This window comes from Citrobacter sp. Ct235 (assembly GCF_030332305.1).
In the GTDB taxonomy this organism is placed as follows: Bacteria; Pseudomonadota; Gammaproteobacteria; order Enterobacterales; family Enterobacteriaceae; genus Citrobacter_A; species Citrobacter_A telavivensis.
Genome location: NZ_JAOWIC010000049.1, coordinates 332832 through 350273, shown reverse-complemented (window position 1 = coordinate 350273; position 17442 = coordinate 332832). Strand labels below are relative to the sequence as shown.

The 17442-nt window shown below is 54.7% G+C and carries 16 protein-coding genes; 10 read left to right on the top strand and 6 right to left on the bottom strand.

What is annotated here, in order from left to right:
• The first annotated feature begins 10 nt into the window (after positions 1 to 10).
• The 6 genes from mnmA (at position 11) to roxA (ending at position 6688) form a co-directional block, all read left to right on the top strand.
• The gene (gene mnmA, locus OGY35_RS18770; RefSeq protein WP_286633106.1) at positions 11 to 1117 is read left to right on the top strand and encodes a tRNA 2-thiouridine(34) synthase MnmA; all 1107 of its coding nucleotides are present in this window, start codon (positions 11 to 13) and stop codon (positions 1115 to 1117) included.
• Between the two features lie 36 nt (positions 1118 to 1153).
• A complete protein-coding gene (gene hflD, locus OGY35_RS18765; protein ID WP_042320078.1) occupies positions 1154 to 1795 on the top strand; it encodes a high frequency lysogenization protein HflD in 642 nt (213 codons plus the stop codon).
• A 3-nt stretch (positions 1796 to 1798) separates the two neighbouring features.
• A complete protein-coding gene (purB, locus tag OGY35_RS18760) occupies positions 1799 to 3169 on the top strand; it encodes an adenylosuccinate lyase (protein WP_286633105.1) in 1371 nt (456 codons plus the stop codon).
• A gap of 166 nt (positions 3170 to 3335) precedes the next feature.
• Positions 3336 to 4007, top strand: a complete 672-nt coding sequence (phoP, locus tag OGY35_RS18755) for a two-component system response regulator PhoP (protein ID WP_187696627.1) — start codon at positions 3336 to 3338, stop codon at positions 4005 to 4007.
• Positions 4007 to 5470 (top strand): two-component system sensor histidine kinase PhoQ, encoded by a 1464-nt coding sequence (gene phoQ, locus OGY35_RS18750; RefSeq protein WP_152405045.1) that lies wholly within the window; start codon positions 4007 to 4009, stop codon positions 5468 to 5470. Before phoP ends, phoQ begins: the two co-directional genes overlap by 1 nt.
• 96 nt (positions 5471 to 5566) lie before the next feature.
• Positions 5567 to 6688: a [50S ribosomal protein L16]-arginine 3-hydroxylase gene (gene roxA, locus OGY35_RS18745; protein ID WP_152405046.1), complete on the top strand. Its 1122-nt coding sequence runs from the start codon at positions 5567 to 5569 to the stop codon at positions 6686 to 6688.
• A gap of 103 nt (positions 6689 to 6791) precedes the next feature.
• Here the strand turns inward: roxA and pepT are convergent, their stop codons facing one another.
• A complete protein-coding gene (gene pepT / locus OGY35_RS18740) occupies positions 6792 to 8018 on the bottom strand; it encodes a peptidase T (protein WP_152405047.1) in 1227 nt (408 codons plus the stop codon).
• Positions 8019 to 8254: 236 nt separating this feature from the next.
• Between pepT and potA the strand changes: the two genes are divergently transcribed.
• From potA to potD, 4 genes are all read left to right on the top strand, one after another.
• Positions 8255 to 9406 carry a spermidine/putrescine ABC transporter ATP-binding protein PotA gene (gene potA / locus OGY35_RS18735; protein WP_286633707.1) on the top strand — a complete coding sequence of 384 codons (1152 nt, stop codon included), beginning with the start codon at positions 8255 to 8257 and terminating at the stop codon, positions 9404 to 9406.
• The gene (gene potB, locus OGY35_RS18730) at positions 9390 to 10247 is read left to right on the top strand and encodes a spermidine/putrescine ABC transporter permease PotB (protein WP_152405048.1); all 858 of its coding nucleotides are present in this window, start codon (positions 9390 to 9392) and stop codon (positions 10245 to 10247) included. Before potA ends, potB begins: the two co-directional genes overlap by 17 nt.
• Positions 10244 to 11035, top strand: coding sequence for a spermidine/putrescine ABC transporter permease PotC (gene potC / locus OGY35_RS18725; protein ID WP_152405049.1), 792 nt, complete (start codon positions 10244 to 10246; stop codon positions 11033 to 11035). Before potB ends, potC begins: the two co-directional genes overlap by 4 nt.
• A gap of 93 nt (positions 11036 to 11128) precedes the next feature.
• Positions 11129 to 12175 carry a spermidine/putrescine ABC transporter substrate-binding protein PotD gene (potD, locus tag OGY35_RS18720; RefSeq protein WP_152405050.1) on the top strand — a complete coding sequence of 349 codons (1047 nt, stop codon included), beginning with the start codon at positions 11129 to 11131 and terminating at the stop codon, positions 12173 to 12175.
• Between the two features lie 97 nt (positions 12176 to 12272).
• Here the strand turns inward: potD and cobB are convergent, their stop codons facing one another.
• The 5 genes from cobB to lolC all read right to left on the bottom strand — a co-directional run bounded on the left by cobB (position 12273) and on the right by lolC (position 17248).
• Positions 12273 to 13094: a Sir2 family NAD+-dependent deacetylase gene (gene cobB / locus OGY35_RS18715; protein ID WP_152405051.1), complete on the bottom strand. Its 822-nt coding sequence runs from the start codon at positions 13092 to 13094 to the stop codon at positions 12273 to 12275.
• Positions 13095 to 13109: 15 nt separating this feature from the next.
• Positions 13110 to 14021 carry an N-acetylglucosamine kinase gene (gene nagK / locus OGY35_RS18710; protein ID WP_286633104.1) on the bottom strand — a complete coding sequence of 304 codons (912 nt, stop codon included), beginning with the start codon at positions 14019 to 14021 and terminating at the stop codon, positions 13110 to 13112.
• Positions 14022 to 14110: 89 nt separating this feature from the next.
• Positions 14111 to 15355 carry a lipoprotein-releasing ABC transporter permease subunit LolE gene (gene lolE / locus OGY35_RS18705; protein ID WP_152405053.1) on the bottom strand — a complete coding sequence of 415 codons (1245 nt, stop codon included), beginning with the start codon at positions 15353 to 15355 and terminating at the stop codon, positions 14111 to 14113.
• Positions 15355 to 16056, bottom strand: a complete 702-nt coding sequence (gene lolD, locus OGY35_RS18700; RefSeq protein WP_286633103.1) for a lipoprotein-releasing ABC transporter ATP-binding protein LolD — start codon at positions 16054 to 16056, stop codon at positions 15355 to 15357. Before lolD ends, lolE begins: the two co-directional genes overlap by 1 nt.
• A complete protein-coding gene (gene lolC / locus OGY35_RS18695; protein ID WP_286633102.1) occupies positions 16049 to 17248 on the bottom strand; it encodes a lipoprotein-releasing ABC transporter permease subunit LolC in 1200 nt (399 codons plus the stop codon). The genes lolD and lolC overlap by 8 nt, the downstream gene beginning before the upstream one ends.
• Between the last annotated feature and the right edge of the window lie 194 nt (positions 17249 to 17442).

Genomic DNA, 17442 nt, shown 5'->3' with positions numbered 1-17442 from the left:
GAGTATTCCAATGTCAGAAAGCCCAAAAAAAGTGATCGTCGGCATGTCCGGCGGTGTCGATTCCTCCGTTTCCGCCTGGCTGTTGCAACAACAGGGTTATCAGGTAGAAGGCCTGTTCATGAAGAACTGGGAAGAGGACGACGGTGAGGAATATTGCACAGCGGCAGCCGATCTGGCCGACGCTCAGGCCGTCTGCGACAAGCTCGGCATTGAACTGCACACCGTAAACTTTGCGGCAGAATACTGGGATAACGTCTTTGAACTGTTCCTTGAAGAGTACAAAGCGGGCCGTACGCCGAATCCGGATATTCTGTGCAACAAAGAGATCAAATTTAAAGCCTTCCTGGAGTTCGCAGCAGAAGATCTGGGCGCAGATTACATCGCTACCGGACACTATGTTCGTCGGGCGGATGTCGACGGTAAGAGCCGCCTGCTGCGCGGAGTAGATAGCAATAAAGACCAGAGCTACTTCCTCTACACGCTGGGTCATGAGCAGATCGCGCAAAGTCTGTTCCCGGTTGGCGAGCTGGAAAAACCGCAGGTGCGCAAAATTGCCGAAGACCTGGGGCTGGTAACCGCGAAGAAAAAAGATTCTACCGGCATTTGCTTCATCGGCGAGCGTAAGTTCCGCGAGTTTCTGGGCCGCTATCTGCCGGCACAGCCGGGTAAAATCATTACCGTGGACGGCGAAGAGATTGGTCAGCATCAGGGGCTGATGTACCACACGCTGGGTCAGCGTAAAGGTCTGGGCATCGGTGGTACCAAAGAAGGAACGGAAGATCCGTGGTACGTGGTGGACAAAGATGTTGAGAACAACATTCTGGTGGTTGCTCAGGGTCATGAGCATCCGCGTCTGATGTCTGTCGGTCTGATTGCGCAGCAGCTGCACTGGGTCGATCGCCTGCCGTTCACCGGCACAATGCGCTGCACGGTGAAAACCCGCTACCGCCAGACCGACATTCCGTGCACCGTTAAAGCCCTGGATGCCGAACGCGTCGAGGTGATGTTTGACGAGCCGGTGGCCGCCGTCACCCCAGGCCAGTCAGCGGTCTTTTACCGCGGCGAAGTATGCCTCGGCGGCGGTATTATCGAGCAGCGACTGCCCCTGCCGGTATAATTATTCTCTCTGGACTGATACAAGGAAGCAGTGATCGTGGCAAAGAATTATTATGACATCACCCTCGCACTGGCTGGAATCTGCCAGTCAGCACGCCTGGTGCAACAACTGGCGCACCAGGGACATTGTGATGCCGATGCGCTCCACGTCTCACTGAACAGCGTTATCGATATGAACCCCAGCTCAACCCTGGGCGTGTTCGGCGGCAGCGAGGCCAATCTGCGCCTCGGTCTGGAAACCCTGCTCGGCGTGCTGAATGCCAGCAGCCGTCAGGGGCTGAATGCGGAACTGACTCGCTATACGCTTAGCCTGATGGTGCTCGAGCGTAAACTCACCGCCGCCAAAGGCGCACTCGATACGTTGGGCGAGCGGATCAACGGCCTGCAACGCCAGCTCGATCACTTTGATCTGCAGTCTGAAACGCTGATGAGCGCGATGGCCGGTATCTATGTCGATGTTATCAGCCCGCTGGGTCCGCGCATTCAGGTGACCGGTTCCCCTGCCGTGTTGCAAAGCCCGCAGGTACAGGCCAAAGTTCGCGCTTCGCTTCTGGCCGGCATTCGCGCCGCCGTGCTCTGGCATCAGGTCGGCGGGGGCCGTCTGCAGTTAATGTTTTCTCGTAATCGCCTGACGACTCAGGCAAAACAAATTCTTGCTCATTTAACCCCGGAGTTGTGATCTATGGAATTATCCTCACTGACCGCCGTTTCCCCTGTCGATGGACGCTACGGCGATAAAGTCAGCGCGCTGCGCGGGATTTTCAGCGAATATGGTTTGCTGAAATACCGTGTACAAGTAGAAGTACGCTGGCTGCAAAAACTGGCCGCGCACGCAGCGATCAAGGAAGTTCCTGCTTTTGCTGCCGACGCAATCGGTTTCCTCGATACTATCGTCGCGAACTTCAATGAAGAAGATGCGACACGTATTAAAACCATCGAGCGCACCACTAACCACGACGTCAAGGCGGTCGAGTATTTTCTGAAAGAGAAAGTGGCGAATGTCCCGGAACTGCATGCGGTGTCCGAATTCATTCACTTCGCCTGCACCTCTGAAGACATCAACAACCTGTCTCACGCGCTGATGCTGAAAACCGCCCGTGATGAAGTGGTGCTGCCTTACTGGCGTCAACTGATTGACGCGGTCAAAGATCTGTCCGTGCAGTATCGCGATATTCCCCTGCTCTCCCGCACCCACGGCCAGCCGGCTACGCCGTCAACCCTGGGCAAAGAGATGGCTAACGTGGCTTATCGTATGGAACGCCAGTTCCGCCAGCTTAACCAGGTGGAAATCCTCGGCAAAATCAACGGTGCCGTCGGTAACTATAACGCCCACATTGCCGCTTATCCGGAAGTGGACTGGCATCAGTTCAGCGAAGAGTTCGTCACTTCGCTGGGTATTCAGTGGAACCCGTACACCACGCAGATTGAGCCGCACGACTACATTGCTGAGCTGTTTGACTGTATCGCCCGCTTTAACACCATTCTGATCGACTTCGATCGCGACGTCTGGGGTTACATCGCGCTGAACCACTTCAAGCAGAAAACCATCGCTGGTGAAATTGGCTCTTCCACCATGCCGCACAAAGTGAACCCAATCGACTTCGAAAACTCCGAAGGCAACCTGGGCCTGTCTAATGCGGTGCTTCAACATCTGGCGAGCAAACTGCCGGTTTCCCGCTGGCAGCGCGATCTGACCGACTCCACCGTTCTGCGTAACCTGGGCGTGGGTATCGGCTATGCGCTGATCGCCTACCAGTCCACCCTGAAAGGGGTGAGCAAGCTGGAAGTGAACCGCGACCGTCTGTTGGACGAGCTGGATCACAACTGGGAAGTACTGGCCGAGCCGATCCAGACCGTGATGCGTCGTTACGGCATTGAAAAACCGTACGAGAAGCTGAAAGAGTTAACCCGTGGTAAGCGCGTCGACGCTGAAGGTATGAAGCAATTTATCGATAGCCTGCCGTTGCCGGACGACGAGAAAATCCGCCTGAAAGCCATGACCCCGGCCAACTATATTGGTCGTGCGATCACTATGGTTGACGAGCTGAAATAAATACCTGGCCCGGTGGCACAACGTCACCGGGCCGATTTCCTGCACATCGCTTGCGCCGCCATCCGGCACTTCCCTCCCTCTTTCCCCCGGTTTATGAAATGTTTATCCCCGCAACTCCATAATCAGCGTTAAACTATTCATATCGTAAATACAGTGAGAAAAGATGATGCGTGTACTGGTTGTTGAGGATAATGCGTTATTACGTCATCACCTGAAAGTTCAGCTTCAGGATGCCGGACATCAGGTTGACGATGCCGAAGATGCCAAAGAAGCCGATTATTACCTTAACGAACACCTGCCTGACATCGCGATCGTCGATTTGGGTCTCCCGGATGAAGACGGACTTACACTGATTCGCCGCTGGCGGAGCAACGACGTTTCCCTCCCGGTCCTCGTCCTGACCGCCCGTGAAAGCTGGCAGGATAAAGTGGAGGTACTGAGCGCGGGTGCGGATGACTACGTCACCAAACCGTTCCATATTGAGGAAGTCGCCGCGCGGATGCAGGCGCTAATGCGCCGTAACAGCGGCCACGCTTCGCAAATTATTTCTATTCCCCCTTTCCAGGTTGATCTCTCGCGCCGTGAACTTTCGGTCAATGATGAGGTGATTAAGCTGACCGCGTTTGAGTACACCATCATGGAAACGCTGATCCGCAATAATGGCAAAGTGGTCAGCAAGGACTCGCTGATGTTGCAGTTGTATCCGGACGCCGAGTTGCGTGAAAGTCACACCATCGACGTGCTGATGGGGCGCCTGCGTAAAAAAATACAGGCACAGTATCCGGACGACGTCATTACCACCGTGCGGGGTCAGGGATATCTTTTCGAACTGCGCTGATGAATAAACTGTTGCGTCATCTTTTCCCGCTGTCTCTGCGCCTGCGCTTTCTGCTGGCCACCGCCGGCGTGGTGCTGGTGCTCTCTCTTGCCTATGGCATGGTTGCGCTGGTCGGCTATAGCGTAAGCTTTGATAAGACGACATTTCGCCTGCTGCGCGGAGAAAGTAACCTCTTCTATACTCTCGCCAAATGGGAAGACAATAAGATCCACGTCGAACTTCCCGAGCACCTCGACATGCAAAGCCCCACGATGTCGCTTATCTATGATGAGAGCGGCAAACTGCTGTGGGCCCAGCGTGATGTGCCCTGGCTGGTGAGACTGATTCAGCCTGACTGGCTGAAAAGCAACGGTTTCCATGAGATTGAAGCCGATATCCGCGCCACCAGCACGCTGCTTAATGACGATCACTCTGTTCAGGAACAGCTGAAGGAGGTACGGGAAGATGACGACGACGCCGAAATGACTCATTCGGTGGCGGTGAACGTCTACCCGGCCACGGCACGAATGCCGCAACTGACGATTGTGGTGGTGGATACCATTCCGATTGAGCTTAAACGCTCCTATATGGTCTGGAGCTGGTTTATCTATGTGCTCGCGGCTAACCTGCTGCTGGTCATTCCTCTACTCTGGGTCGCGGCCTGGTGGAGCCTGCGCCCTATCGAAGCGCTGGCGCGCGAAGTACGGGAACTGGAAGAACATCATCGCGAACAGCTAAACCCTGCGACAACGCGTGAGCTGACCAGTCTGGTTCGCAACCTGAACCGCCTGCTGAAAAGCGAGCGCGAACGTTATGACAAGTATCGCACTACGCTGACCGACCTCACCCACAGCCTGAAGACGCCGCTGGCCGTGCTGCAAAGTACGTTGCGCTCAATGCGCAGTGAAAAGATGAGCGTCAGTGACGCTGAGCCGGTGATGCTCGAACAGATCAGCCGGATTTCTCAGCAAATCGGCTACTATCTGCATCGCGCCAGCATGCGCGGCGGCGGCGTCCTGCTGAGTCGCGAGCTGCATCCGGTCGCGCCGCTACTGGATAGTCTCACGTCGGCGCTGAACAAAGTGTATCAGCGTAAAGGGGTGAACATTAGCCTCGATATCTCGCCGGAAATCAGCTTCGTCGGTGAGCAAAACGACTTTGTTGAGGTAATGGGTAACGTTCTGGATAACGCCTGTAAGTACTGCCTGGAGTTTGTCGAAATTTCTGCCCGTCAGACCGACGATCATCTGTACATTGTGGTGGAAGATGACGGTCCGGGGATCCCACAGAGCAAGCGCGATTTGATATTCGACCGCGGTCAACGAGTGGATACGATGCGTCCTGGGCAAGGCGTCGGGCTGGCGGTGGCGCGAGAGATCACCGAGCAATACGACGGTAAAATTGTTGCCAGCGACAGCCTGCTCGGCGGCGCGCACATGGAGGTGATTTTTGGTCATCAGCAGCCGGGGCCGAAAGACGACTAAACCAAAATGTAATAAATATGAGCCAACTGCACGCATCTGGTTAAGCATCCGTTATAATCGGTGACAGATACCCGCCCCAGCCTGTGGAAGCTCAATATGGAATACCAATTAACACTCAACTGGCCCGAATTTCTTGAACGTCACTGGCAAAAGCGCCCGGTGGTGTTAAAACGCGGCTTTAATAACTTCATCGATCCCCTCTCTCCTGACGAACTGGCAGGGTTGGCGATGGAAAGCGAAGTCGATAGCCGTCTGGTAAGCCATCAGGATGGTAAATGGCAGGTCAGCCACGGTCCGTTCGAAAGCTATGACCATCTCGGCGAAAATAACTGGTCATTGCTGGTACAGGCGGTGAACCACTGGCATGAGCCGACCGCCGCGCTGATGCGCCCCTTCCGCGCCCTGCCCGACTGGCGTATTGACGATCTGATGGTCTCATTCTCCGTACCCGGCGGTGGCGTAGGTCCGCATCTCGATCAGTATGATGTGTTTATCATTCAGGGAACCGGTCGCCGCCGTTGGCGGGTGGGGGAAAAGCTGCAGATGAAACAGCACTGCCCGCATCCGGATCTGCTGCAGGTAGATCCTTTTGAAGCCATCATTGATGAAGAACTGGAGCCGGGCGATATTCTCTACATTCCGCCGGGATTCCCGCACGAAGGCTATGCGCTGGAAAACGCGATGAACTATTCGGTTGGCTTTCGCGCACCGAATACCCGCGAACTGATCAGCGGTTTTGCCGACTATGTCCTGCAACGTGAACTGGGCAGCACGTATTACAGCGACCCCGATATGCCGCCTCGCGATCATCCTGCCGACGTTCTACCGCAGGAAATGGACAAACTGCGCGCCATGATGCTGGATCTCATTAATCAGCCGGAGCATTTCAAACAGTGGTTTGGCGAATTTATCTCCCAGTCGCGTCATGAACTGGATATTGCACCGCCGGAGCCGCCGTATCAGCCTGATGAGATCTACGATGCCCTGAAACAAGGCGATGTGCTGGTGCGTCTGGGAGGATTACGGGTACTGCGTGTGGGCGATGACGTTTATGCCAATGGCGAAAAAATTGATTCCCCGCACCGTCCGGCGCTGGAAGCGCTCGCCAGCCATATCGTGCTGACCGCGGAGAATTTTGGTGACGCGCTGGAAGATCCCTCGTTCCTCGCCATGCTGGCGGCGCTGGTCAACAGCGGATACTGGTTCTTCGAAGGGTAACATGGAGATTATGCCGGATGGCGACGCTAATGCGTCTTATCCGGCCTACGGTTCAAATGTCCTGCAGGCCGGATAAGCGTCACGCCATGCGGCATCAGCCACGCTACGACTGCTTCGCCGTTAACTCGGCAATCCGTACAATCACCTGCACCGCTTTTTCCATGCCTTCCAGCGTCACAAACTCATGCTTGCCATGATAGTTGTAGCCACCGGTGAACAGATTCGGGCACGGCAATCCCATGAAAGAGAGTTGCGCGCCGTCGGTGCCGCCGCGGATCGGTTTCATATCCGGTTGAATGTCACAGTCACGCATCGCCTGCTGAGCGATATCCAGTACATGCGGATGCTCAGCCACTTTTTCACGCATATTGTAATAACTGTCTTCAATCACCAGTTCAATGTAACAGTCCGGGTGTAACCCTTTCCCGACCTTCCTGGCTATCTCCATCATCTTACGTTTGCGCGCTTCAAACTGCTTGCGGTCGAAATCGCGAATGATGTAGTGCATGTCCGCGCGATCCACGGTGCCCTTCATGCTCGCAAGATGGTAGAAACCTTCATAACCTTCGGTCATTTCCGGGCTTTCATCCGCCGGAACCTCGGCATGAATACGCGCCGCCAGAGATAATGCGTTTACCATGACGCCTTTCGCCGTCCCCGGATGCACGTTGTTGCCGACGATTTTGATATTCACCGAGGCGGCATTGAAGTTCTCAAACTCCAGTTCCCCCACGCCACCACCGTCAACGGTATAGGCCCATTTGGCGTCAAAAGCCGCAACATCAAAGTGCTTCGCCCCTTTGCCGACCTCTTCATCCGGCGTAAAAGCGACGCGAATATCACCATGGGGAATATTTTTATGCTTCAGCACCGCCAGCGCGGTCATAATTTCCGCCACACCCGCTTTGTCATCCGCACCCAGCAACGTTTTGCCGTCGGTGGTGATCAGCGTTTGTCCGAGCAACTGATGCAGCACCGGGAACATCACCGGTGACAGCACTTCATCGCCAATGCCCAGGGCGATATCACCGCCGCGATAATTCTCAACAATCTGCGGATTCACGTGCTTACCGCTAAAATCCGGTGAGGTATCCACATGGGAAATGAAGCCAATAGCAGGGATATCGCCAGGGACATTCGCTGGAAGCGTTGCCATCAGCGTCCCTTTGTCACTTAATGTCACATTGACCAGCTCCATCTCTTCGAGCTGCTGTTTGAGCAAATTTAATAACTTCCACTGTCCCTCAGTACTGGGAACCTGTCTCACACCCGCTTTCGATTGGGTATCCAATGAAACGTAGTGCAGAAAACGCTCAAGTAGTTTATCCATGCAGTCACCCTCACTATTTGTGACAACATTATCAGTAAGCCACAAAAGACAAATATTGCGTCAGGTCACTTTTATCCCCGCAAACGAGAATATTTCGCTTCCGAACCCCTTACTGACTATAAGACTACGCCAGTTATTGGCAACAAACATTGGCGATGACAGCGGTTTGCCGTAGAATTACGGCCCTCATTAAGAGTCACCAAGGTGGTCAACCACAAACCCCGCATCGGTCAGCCATCCGTTGCGTTTACAAGGGACAGAGTAAGAAATTGAATAAACAACCGCGTTCGCTTTCACCGCTGGTTCTGTTGTCAGGTATCAGCAAAAGCTTCGATGGAAAAGAGGTCATTTCCGAGCTGGATTTGACAATCAATAATGGCGAGTTCCTCACGCTGCTTGGCCCTTCTGGCTGCGGTAAAACAACCGTTTTGCGCCTGATTGCCGGTCTGGAAACCGTAGATTCCGGGCACATCATGCTCGATAACCAGGACATCACCCACGTACCGGCTGAAAACCGCTATGTGAATACCGTCTTTCAAAGCTATGCGTTATTCCCCCACATGACCGTCTTTGAAAATGTGGCGTTCGGATTACGTATGCAGAAAACCCCCGCCGCCGACATCACCCCGCGCGTCCTGGACGCACTGCGAATGGTGCAACTGGAAGAGTTCGCTCAGCGTAAACCGCATCAACTCTCCGGGGGACAACAGCAGCGCGTGGCGATTGCCCGTGCGGTGGTCAACAAACCGCGTCTGCTGCTGTTGGATGAATCCCTCTCCGCGCTGGACTATAAGCTGCGAAAGCAGATGCAGAACGAACTGAAAGCCTTGCAGCGTAAGCTCGGCATCACGTTCGTGTTCGTGACGCACGATCAGGAAGAAGCCCTGACCATGTCCGATCGTATCGTCGTTATGCGCGATGGGCGCATTGAACAGGACGGCACACCGCGTGAAATCTACGAAGAGCCGAAAAACCTGTTTGTCGCCGGATTCATTGGCGAGATTAACATGTTTAACGCCACGGTAATCGAGCGTCTGGACGAACAGCGTGTTCGTGCTAACGTCGAAGGCCGTGAATGCAATATCTACGTCAACTTCGCCGTCGAGCCTGGACAGAAACTGCACGTTCTGCTGCGCCCGGAAGATCTGCGCGTGGATGAAATCAACGACGACAACCACATTGACGGCCTGATTGGCTACGTCCGCGAGCGTAACTATAAGGGCATGACGCTGGAGTCGGTGGTTGAACTGGAAAATGGCAAGATGGTGATGGTCAGTGAATTCTTCAACGAAGACGATCCGGACTTTGACCACTCCCTCGACCAGAAAATGGCCATTAACTGGGTAGAAAGCTGGGAGGTCGTACTGGCTGATGAAGAACACAAGTAAATTCCAGAATGTGGTGATTGTCACTATCGTCGGTTGGCTTGTGTTGTTTGTCTTTCTGCCCAACCTGATGATCATTGGCACCAGCTTTTTGACCCGCGACGATGCCAGCTTCGTCAAAATGGTCTTTACGCTGGACAACTACGCACGCCTGCTCGATCCGCTCTATTTTGAAGTACTGCTGCACTCGCTGAATATGGCGCTGATCGCCACGCTCGCCTGCCTTGTGCTCGGCTATCCTTTTGCCTGGTTTCTGGCGCGACTGCCGGAGAAAGTCCGCCCGCTGCTGCTGTTTCTGCTGATTGTCCCCTTCTGGACCAACTCGCTGATCCGCATCTATGGGCTGAAAATTTTCCTCAGCACGAAAGGTTACCTGAACGAGTTTCTGCTCTGGCTGGGGGTGATAGAGACGCCAATGCGCATCATGTTCACCCCGAGCGCGGTGATTATCGGTCTGGTGTATATCCTGCTGCCATTTATGGTGATGCCGCTGTATTCCAGCATTGAGAAGCTCGACAGACCTTTGCTGGAAGCGGCGAAAGATCTGGGTGCCAGTAAGTTGCAGACTTTTATCCGGATAATCATCCCGCTGACCATGCCGGGCATTATTGCCGGTTGCCTGCTGGTGATGCTGCCCGCGATGGGGCTGTTCTATGTCTCCGATCTGATGGGCGGCGCGAAAAACCTGCTGATCGGTAACGTTATCAAGGTTCAGTTCCTCAATATCCGTGACTGGCCGTTCGGCGCTGCCACCAGCATTACGCTGACGATTGTGATGGGTCTGATGCTGCTGGTTTACTGGCGCGCCTCCCGACTGCTGAACAAAAAGGGAGAACTCGAATGATCGGTCGACTGCTTCGCGGCGGTTTTATGACCGCTATCTACGCGTACCTGTACATTCCCATCATTATTTTGATTGTGAACTCCTTTAACAGTTCGCGCTTTGGCATCAACTGGCAGGGTTTTACGACCAAATGGTATGGCCTGCTGATGAACAACGACAGCCTGCTGCAAGCGGCGCAACACTCGCTGACGATGGCCATTTTTTCCGCAACGTTCGCCACTCTCATCGGTTCATTGACTGCCGTTGCGCTGTATCGCTACCGTTTTCGCGGTAAACCGTTCGTCAGCGGAATGCTGTTTGTGGTGATGATGTCGCCAGATATCGTGATGGCCATTTCACTGCTGGTGCTGTTTATGCTGCTGGGCATCCAGTTGGGCTTCTGGTCGCTCCTGTTCTCGCATATCACTTTCTGCCTGCCTTTTGTGGTGGTGACAGTCTATTCGCGGCTGAAAGGGTTTGACGTACGGATGCTGGAAGCGGCAAAAGATCTGGGAGCCAGCGAAATCACCATCCTGCGCAAAATCATTCTGCCGCTGGCAATGCCCGCAGTCGCCGCCGGCTGGCTGCTGAGCTTTACCCTGTCAATGGACGATGTGGTGGTTTCGTCGTTCGTGACCGGGCCTGGCTATGAAATTCTACCGTTGAAGATCTACTCAATGGTGAAAGTCGGCGTTTCACCGGAGGTGAATGCGCTGGCGACCATTCTGTTGGTGTTATCGTTGGTTCTGGTGATCGCCAGCCAGCTTATTGCTCGTGATAAAACGAAAAGCCTGTCTCGCCAGGCGTAATTGTTGACGTCATTCTGGCTGCGGACAACACGCAGCCAGAATGATGAATAAAATAGCCTGGAGGGTCAGGCGCTAATCTCAGGGGACGTTAAAATGATGAAATGGTCACGCCACCTGCTCGCGGCAGGCGCTCTTGCAATAGGAATGAGCGCCGCGCACGCGGACGACAGTAAAACACTCTATTTCTACAACTGGACCGAGTATGTTCCGCCAGGACTGCTGGAACAGTTCACTAAAGAGACCGGCATTAAGGTCATCTATTCGACCTACGAGTCGAATGAAACCATGTATGCCAAGCTCAAAACCTACAAAGACGGCGCCTACGACCTGGTTGTGCCTTCCACCTATTACGTCGACAAAATGCGTAAAGAGGGCATGATTCAGAAGATCGACAAGTCAACGTTAACCAACTTCAACAACCTCGATCCTGAGATGCTGAACAAGCCATTCGATCCAGGCAACGACTACTCCATTCCATACATCTGGGGAGCAACGGCTATCGGTGTGAACAGCGACAGCATTGACCCGAAAACGGTCACCCGCTGGGCTGATCTGTGGAAGCCGGAATACAAAGGCAGCCTGCTGCTGACCGACGATGCGCGCGAAGTGTTCCAGATGGCGCTGCGTAAGCTGGGCTATTCCGGTAACACCACCGATCCGAAAGAGATTGAAGCGGCCTATAATGAGCTGAAAAAGCTGATGCCTAACGTCGCCGCGTTTAACTCTGACAATCCGGCGAATCCTTATATGGAAGGTGAAGTCAATCTGGGCATGGTGTGGAACGGCTCCGCCTTCGTCGCGCGCCAGGCCGGTACGCCGCTGGAGGTAGTCTGGCCGAAAGAAGGCGGCATCTTCTGGATGGACAGCCTCTCAATTCCGGCAAACGCCAAAAACAAAGAGGGCGCGTTGAAGCTGATTAACTTCCTGCTGCGCCCGGACGTGGCGAAAGAAGTCGCGGAAACCATCGGCTATCCGACACCAAACCTGGCGGCACGTAAGCTGTTAAGTCCGGAAGTCGCCAATGATAAATCGCTCTACCCGGATGCGGAGACTATCAGCAAAGGCGAATGGCAGAACGACGTCGGCCCCGCCAGCGCAATTTACGAAGAGTACTATCAGAAGCTGAAAGCAGGACGCTAATTCAGCACCATGCCGGATGACGCTGCGCTCATCCGGCCTACAAGCCGTTCATCCGTAGGCCGGGTAAGGCGAAGCCGTCACCCGGCACACATCTCCGTCACAATCCTTTCAATAATTTATCCACAAACTCAGGCACCACCTGACTTGCCGGACCGTAATATTTCTCCTGGAACTCGCTACCGACCTGGCTCGGTTCCAGATTCAGCTCAACGGTATGCGCACCGTGCAGTTTCGCTTCATGGACAAAACCGGCCGCCGGATAGACGTGGCCTGAGGTACCAATCGCGATAAAGACATCCGCCATGGCCAGCGCCATATAGATCTCATCCATGCCGAGCGGCATCTCACCAAACCACACCACGTGCGGACGCAGCGGTGCCGGGAACTGGCAGCAGTGGCATTTGTCTTCTGGTGTCACATCGCCCGTCCACTCCAGGATCTGCCCGCTCTGCGAACAATGCACTTTCAGCAGTTCGCCATGCATATGGATGATATTCTGGTTACCCGCCCGCTCATGCAGGTTGTCAATATTCTGCGTCACCAACAGAAAACGGTCGCCCAGCGCCTCTTCCAGTTTTGCCAGCGCGATGTGCGCCGGGTTAGGCTGGATTTCAGGCTGCTGTAATTGACGACGGCGGGCATTATAGAAAGACTGCACCAGCGCAGGATTACGGGCGAAGCCTTCCGGCGTCGCGACATCTTCAACCCGGTGCTCTTCCCACAGTCCGTCTGCGGCGCGGAAGGTACGAATACCAGACTCCGCTGAGATCCCTGCCCCTGTAAGCACCAAAACTCTTGGTTTTTCCATCACTTCCGGTACCACTCTGTCTCTGAAAAAAATCCGTTGACGAAGGCGTTCGCGCAGATGGCGTTTGTTTTTCCGAAATCGACTTAACCGATGACCCCGACGCGACAGCATAGCAACCTCTTTTGATTAATCGGTAAGATGTAGGAAGGCGGCGCCACGCATCCCGCCCGCATCACCGTGTCGTGCTCGCTCAATGCGAGGAACACGTGCCACGGGAAGCAGATGACGCGGCAATCTGTCTGCCAGGTTGGTGGTGATGGCCGTAAAGTTCGACAATCCCCCTCCGATGACGACCAGATCCGGATCGACGATGGTCAGGATATTTCCCAGACACACCGCCAGCAAATCCAGATAACGCTCAACGTGCGCCCGCGCCCGCTCATCCCCCTGCTCCCACAGTGAAATGATTTCAGGCGCCTGTAAGGGTTGATGATAGTAATGCTGATACAACCAGGCAAATCCCCGTCCGGACAGATAGTTTTCAATGCAGCCAAGTTGACCGCAGCCACAGCGGCGCAGCGGAAAATCGAGGCCCATCAGCGTGAGCGCATCGACCGGCAGACGCATATGACCGAACTCGCCGGTGATGTAGCTGCGCCCGGTGATCGGTTTTCCGTTAAGGATCAAACCGCCCCCCACGCCCGTGCCCAAAATCAGCCCCATCACCAGCGGATAACGGGTAAATTCATCATCCCAGGCTTCAGACAGGGCAAAACAGTTCGCATCGTTATCGAGGCGAACGTCGCGATCGAGCCGTGCGCTAAGATCGGCACGCAAGGGTTTGCCACTGGCAGCAGGGACATTCGCGGCGTAGAGCGTGCCATCTTCCGTTTCCGGCATACCGGGGATGCCAATACCCACCGAACCTTTCACGCCAAATCGCTGGTCGGCTTCCACCACCAGTCCGCACACGGCTTCTAAAAAAGCGTCATAGCTGTCGCGCGGAGTGGGAACACGCTTTTCCCACTGTAATTTCCGCTCGTTATCAAAGACGCCCAACGCAATTTTTGTCCCACCAATATCAAACCCGTAATACATTGCCGCTCCTTGTTTTATACACTTCACCCTTCAGGCGGCCGCTGTTCTGGTCACATGAATGAGTTTGTGTATCTCTCACGCCATTATGGTTACTGGCCGCTGAGTACTCTCGCAGGATCGATGTTACTGGCGCGCCGCGCCGGATACCAACTCGCCAACAGACTCAGCAACAGTGCGGTGACCAGCACGTAAATCACATCCAGCCAGTGTAATTCCGATGGCAGGAAGTCAATAAAATAGATATCCCCGGAGAGGAACTGATGGCCAATCAGCTTTTCGATACCATTAATGATTGGCGTCAGCTGTAGCGAAACCACCACGCCAATTACCACCCCGATCAAACTGCCAAACAGCCCCGCCAGCAGGCCGTACCAGACAAAAATGGCGCGGATCAGGCCATCTTTCGCCCCCAGCGTTCTTAATACCGCAATATCACCGCTCTTGTCTTTTACCGCCATCACTAATGTTGAGACAATGTTAAAACAGGCGACGCCGATCACCAGCACCATCGCCAGATACATAATGGCGCGGATCATCTGAATATCGCGGTACATGTAGCCGTAAGTACCAATCCAGCTCTTGATATAGACATAGCTGTTGGTCACTTCGCCTGCGTCACGCACCAGTTTGTTGGCGTTGAAGACGTCGCTGACCTTCAGCGCAATCCCGGAAACCGTGTTGTCCATCTCCAGATACTGCTGCGCATCGGCCATCGGGATCATCGCGAAGCTATGGTCAAGCTGACCACTCAATTGCAGAATACCGGCAACGTGCAGGCGTACACGCTTTGGCTGCATCAATTTATGATCGGCATTCGAATTGGGGATCATGATGGAAACCCAGTCGCCCTGCTTCACCTTAAGCGCGTCGGCGACGCCCTTGCCGATAATAATTTGCTGTTCACCCGCTTTGAAATCAGCCCAGGCGTTATTTTGCACAAATGAGGGGAGCGCGCTCAGACGCTGTTCCTGCTGCGGATCCACGCCTTTCACCTGGATAGCGCGCAGATTCGCCCCGCTCTCAATCAGTCCGGTAAAGTTGATATACGGCGCCGCGGCCGTAATACCCGGCACCTTCTGTACCTTCTCCAGCGCTTCACGCCAGTTGGTCCACGGCGGGTTGACCGCTTCAATCTCACCGTGCGGCACCACCGCCAGAATGCGGTTGTTCAGTTCGCGTTCAAAGCCGTTCATCGCGCTTAAACCGACGATCAAAACCGCCACGCCCAGCGCGATACCGATGGTCGAGATCACCGAAATCAGCGACACCATGCCGCCGCGCCGCCGTCCCCGGCTAAAGCGCAGGCCAATTAATAACGATAAAGGCGAGGCCATTACTCCGCCCCCATCAGGCTCAGTTCCGCCGTCAGACGTCCATCTCGCATTTCCAACTGGCGGCTCATGCGCTTCGCCAGTTGCAGGTCGTGGGTGACGACCAGAAACGCAGTGCCCTGCGCGCGGTTCAGCTCACCCAGAAGCTGGAAGATGCTGTCGGCGTTGCGCGCGTCCAGGTTACCGGTCGGTTCATCCGCCAGCACCAGGCGCGGGTTGTTGACCAGCGCACGGGCAATCGCCACGCGCTGACGCTCACCGCCAGACAGTTCAGACGGACGATGACTGGCGCGGTGATCCAACCCTACCGCTTTCAGCATCTCACTCGCCCGGACAGTAATTTCGGCGGGTTTGTGTTTACCAATCAGCAGCGGCATCGCCACATTTTCCAACGCGGTGAAGTCCGGCAGCAGGTGGTGAAACTGATAGATAAAGCCGAGCTTCTGGTTACGCAGTTCCGCTTTCGCCGCTGACGACAGTTTGCTCATCGGCTGACCGCTAAAAATCACGTCGCCGGAGGTTGGGGTATCCAGCCCGCCCAGCAGGTGCAACAAGGTACTTTTGCCGGAGCCGGAGCTACCGACAATCGCCATCATTTCGCCTTCGCCCACGCTGAAGCTGACATCGTGCAACACATCAGTTTGCACGGAACCTTCCTGATAGCGTTTGCACAGTTTGTCGCATTGCAACAGGATCTTATTCATAACGTAAAGCCTCAGCGGGTTGAGTGGCGGCAGCGCGCCATGAAGGATAAAGCGTGGAAAGCAACGCGATGGCCATCGCCACCAGCGCAATCACAATGACCTGCAGCGGCTCTATCGCCACCGGCAGCGCCGCACCGTCCAGCAGGATACCGATAACCGGCATCAGGGTATTAAGTTGACTGGCCAGCAGCGCGCCCAGCGCGGCGCCCAGCAACGCGCCGATAATCCCGGCACTGGCTCCCTGCACCATAAAGACCATCATGATCTGTCGCGGCGTCAGCCCCTGCGTTTGCAAAATAGCCACTTCTCCCTGCTTCTCCATCACCATCAGACCTAACGAGGTAATAATATTGAACGCAGCAACGGCCACGATCAGGCTCAACAACAGCCCCATCATGTTCTTTTCCATCCGCACGGCCTGGAACAGCTCGCCTTTACGCTCGCGCCAGTCCTGCCATTTCGTTCCTTCCGGCAGCGTCTGCTGACTGAGCGAGTCCACCTTCAGCGGCTCATTTAACCACAAGCGCCAGCCGGTGATATTCCCTGCCGGGTAGCGCATGAGGCGCGAGGCGTCCTGAATATTGGTCAACATCTGGTAGCCATCAACTTCGCTGTTCGCCGCAAAGGTGCCGATCACCGTAAACAGGCGCTGGCTCGGCAGACGCCCCATCGGAGTGAACTGGCTGGCTGATGGCACCATCACGCGGATCTGATCGCCACGATTAACGCCCAACTGGCCCGCGAGCTGCTCGCCGAGGATGACATTATACTTGCCAGGCTGGAGATCGGTTTGCTTCACATTGACCAGATACGGCGTCAGCGGATCTTTTTGCGCCGGATCGATACCCAGCATCACCCCAACCGCCACGCTGCGCGCACTTTGCAGCACGACATCACCGGTTGTCAGCGGCGCAATGCGATTCACCCCGTTCAGTTTTACGGTGTTTTCCGGCAGTTGTTGAGGATTCAGGGAGCCTTGCTCCGCAGAAAGGATGGCCTGAGGCATCAGCCCCAGGATGTTATTTTGCAGTTCACGTTCAAAACCGTTCATCACTGACAAAACCGTGACCAGTGCCATCACCCCAAGGGTAATGCCAATGGTGGAAAGCCAGGAGACAAAGCGACCGAAGCGATCTGCTGCACGCCCGCGCATGTAACGCAGGCCGATGAATAGAGCGACAGGTTGGTACATGAAATCCGTCTGGTTGCTGTTAGCAAAGTCACGAGTATATAAGCGAAAGCCGCATGGGTAAACGCCTGAACCGTAAGTGTTCGTCAGTACGCAGAGGAAAAGGATCCGCAGCTCAGCAGGCTCGTGAGATAGCCCCTGTCGACCCTGATCCTTTTCTTAAAAAATCAAAAAGCAGAATGTTACGCATTACAACA